This is a genomic window from Halomonas sp. 3D7M (genome assembly GCF_014897885.1).
In the GTDB taxonomy this organism is placed as follows: Bacteria; Pseudomonadota; Gammaproteobacteria; order Pseudomonadales; family Halomonadaceae; genus Vreelandella.
Genome location: NZ_JABUZF010000228.1, coordinates 5,823 through 7,844, shown reverse-complemented (window position 1 = coordinate 7,844; position 2,022 = coordinate 5,823). Strand labels below are relative to the sequence as shown.

Sequence of the window (2,022 nt, the reverse complement as noted above, 5' to 3'; positions counted from 1 at the left end):
GGGGAGCCGCTGTTGGGCAATAGCGAGACTTTTGGGTGAGAGTGTCACCAGCAGCTCATAGTCGTCGCCACCCGATAGCGCGGCTTTAATTGCCTCATCGTGGCCTAACGTTTCTTGCAATCCTACGGCCAACGGTAGCGCGTCGACGTCTAGTGCGCAGCCTATGCCAGATGCCTTACGCACGTGCGACAAATCTGCCAACAAGCCATCCGAAATGTCCAGTGCCGCCGTTGCAATACCGCGCAGTGCCACACCCGCGGCTAAGCGAGGTTGCGGCAACAAATAACGAGCCAGCAGTGGGTGCGACAATTCGCGTTCGCCCTGGCGCCAAAGTGCTAAGCCACCGGCACCACCACCCAAGGCACCGGTCACGGCGATAACATCGCCGACCTGCGCACCTGAGCGAGTTAGTGCTTGGCCAGTTGGCACTTCGCCCATCACCGTCACACCAATGGTCAGTGCCCCAGAGGTGACATCACCACCAACCAGCGCAGTGGCGTGCTGCTGACAAAGCGCGTGAAACCCTTCAGCGTATCCTGCTAACCAGTGTTCAGCAGCTTCGCGGTCATTAAAGACGCTCTTATCCAGCGTCATTGCCATCAGGCACCAACGAGACTTAGCACCCATGGCTGCTAAGTCGCTGAGCGCCACCGCCAGCGCGCGATGTCCTACCGCGTGCGCTGGCGCATCGTGAGGAAAATGCACGTTACTCACCGACGTATCAACGCTGACCACAAGCTGCTGACCTGCTCGGGGCACCAAAAGCGCTGCATCGTCGCCATTTTCAAGCGCTATGCCAGCTGTCGCGTGCGCCTCCTGCGGCGACATGAAGTAGCGCTGAATCAGTTCAAATTCGCCAAGCACAAAGGCCCCTTAAACGCATTATCAGGAGGCTCGCCTTACAGACGGCGAGCGCTGACCTCAGCACTTCGTAAGCGATTTGCTAACTTATCGAGAATGCCGTTCACGTATTTATGGCCGTCGGTGGCACCAAATGATTTGGCCAGCTCAACGCCTTCGTTAATCACTACTCGGTAGGGTACTTCCATCCGCCGAGAAAGCTCATAGGCACCCAAGCGCAGGATAGCTAGCTCAACAGCATCAAGATCTTCGAGGCGTCGGTCGAGCAGCGGCGCAATTTCACGATCTAACTCCGCTTTGAACCGAACCGTGTTATGCAGCAGTTCATGGAAAAGCGCCTTATCAGCGATTTCCATTACTTTCACCCAGTTTTCGTAATCTTCCAGGTCATCATCTGCCACCTGACTACGAAACTCAGCTTCGATAGTGGTGATCGATTTCCCTGTCATTTGCCACTGGTAAATCCCCTGAACCGCTAACTCACGCGCGGCGTGGCGCCCTAGCTGCGCGGCAGAGGGCTTACGCTCACGACGTTCGCTCATTGGTTGTCTCCTAGCGGCAATGCTCGCAGTAATGAGACCATCTCCATCGCTGCCATTGCGGCTTCCGTACCTTTATTACCCGCTTTGGTACCCGCCCGCTCAATCGCCTGTTCGATAGACTCAACGGTCAACACGCCGTTTGCTACCGGCGTATCGAACTCAAGCTGGAGGTGGTTGATGGCTGTGTTGCAGCCGCCAGCTACATATTCAAAATGCGGCGTGCCACCACGAATAACAGCGCCCAGCGCGATAACAGCGTCGGGCTTCATGACGTTAAGTACACGCTTTACTGCCAGCGGTAGTTCCCAAGCACCAGGTACGTGGACAAGGTGAATATTGTCCGCATCAACGCCGTGGCGTGTCAGGCTATCAATAGCGCCTTCCACCAGGCTATCCACCACATGGTGGTTAAAACGGCCTACAACGATGACATAACGGCCATCGACATCCACAAAAGTGCCTTCAACTTGCGAAAGGGATTGCATCAATTTATTCCTGCTGAGAAGTTGGCTCATACGCCGTGTCATTGGGTCCTAGACGCTCGACAACTTCGAGATCAAAACCGGAGAGCGCCGAGAATTTCCACGGTGAGCTGAGTAGCCGCATTTTGCCTACCCCT

General features: G+C 55.6%; 3 protein-coding genes and 1 pseudogene. All 4 read right to left on the bottom strand.

All coding sequences use genetic code 11. From position 1 onward, the window contains the following. Window positions 1-864, bottom strand: an 864-nt coding sequence (gene thiL, locus INT22_RS12810; protein WP_319022075.1) for a thiamine-phosphate kinase, incomplete at its 3' end; no start/stop codon positions are given. A gap of 35 nt (window positions 865-899) precedes the next feature. Then, window positions 900-1,403 carry a transcription antitermination factor NusB gene (gene nusB / locus INT22_RS12805; RefSeq protein ID WP_009721754.1) on the bottom strand — a complete coding sequence of 168 codons (504 nt, stop codon included), beginning with the start codon at window positions 1,401-1,403 and terminating at the stop codon, window positions 900-902. Then, window positions 1,400-1,888, bottom strand: a complete 489-nt coding sequence (gene ribH, locus INT22_RS12800; protein WP_009721753.1) for a 6,7-dimethyl-8-ribityllumazine synthase — start codon at window positions 1,886-1,888, stop codon at window positions 1,400-1,402. Before ribH ends, nusB begins: the two co-directional genes overlap by 4 nt. Window positions 1,889-1,892: 4 nt before the next feature. After that, window positions 1,893-2,022, bottom strand: a pseudogene (locus INT22_RS20990) (bifunctional 3,4-dihydroxy-2-butanone-4-phosphate synthase/GTP cyclohydrolase II); the annotation flags it as partial.

Bases quoted from the DNA above. Each gene is read 5' to 3' on its own strand.
- nusB (WP_009721754.1), bottom strand. From the start codon at position 1,403: ATGAGCGAACGTCGTGAGCGTAAGCCCTCTGCCGCGCAGCTAGGGCGC.
- ribH (WP_009721753.1), bottom strand. From the start codon at position 1,888: ATGCAATCCCTTTCGCAAGTTGAAGGCACTTTTGTGGATGTCGATGGC.